This is a genomic window from Ruegeria sp. AF8, from assembly GCF_056541825.1.
This window is the reverse complement of record NZ_JBQFYW010000088.1, coordinates 1-589: the sequence shown is the minus strand read 5'-3', so window position 1 is coordinate 589 and position 589 is coordinate 1. Positions and strand designations below refer to the sequence as shown.

The 589-nt window shown below is 55.0% G+C and carries 2 protein-coding genes; both read right to left on the bottom strand.

Annotation, left to right across the window (positions count from 1 at the left end; genetic code table 11):
* Positions 1-378 (bottom strand): CDP-alcohol phosphatidyltransferase family protein (locus tag ACR0AO_RS25510; RefSeq protein WP_480609861.1); only part of this gene is annotated, 378 nt, incomplete at its 3' end.
* A 12-nt stretch (positions 379-390) separates the two neighbouring features.
* Positions 391-589: phosphatidylserine decarboxylase (locus tag ACR0AO_RS25505; protein ID WP_480609859.1), on the bottom strand; the 199-nt coding region annotated here is incomplete at its 5' end.

Genomic DNA, 589 nt, shown 5'->3' with positions numbered 1-589 from the left:
GCCCACATTGAACCGAGCAAGGCGCATAACGCAGCACACCGCAAAAAACAGCACGGCGAGCCATGCAGCACTGGGTACATCCTGCAAAGCCCAGAAATAGAGAACAAGCGGCGGGGCAACGCCGAAGTTCAAGAAATCCGCGAGCGAATCCAGTTCTGCCCCGATTTTGCTGTCACTGCTGAGCAAGCGCGCAATGCGCCCATCCAACCCATCCAGCACACAAGCGGCTATAATCAACTGCACCGCAAGCTCGTAGTTTCCCTGAACGCCAAATCTGATTGCCGACAGGCCCGCGCAAATGGCTGTTATTGTCAGTGCATTGGGCAGCAAATGAATCAGCGCAAACCCGGTCTCTTCCTGTTCGGATGGTTCTGTCACTGATCCAGCCACCTACTTTTCATTGGGTGTGTGCAAACTGGCAAGGATGGTTTCGCCGGCAATCATCGTTTGCCCGACACGCACCTGCGGCTCCACGCCATCTGGAAGATAAACATCCAGCCGGGATCCGAAACGGATCAATCCAAATCGCTCTCCGGTTTGAAGCGCGTTGCCAGATTTCACAAAGCAGACGATCCGTCTGGCCACTAGG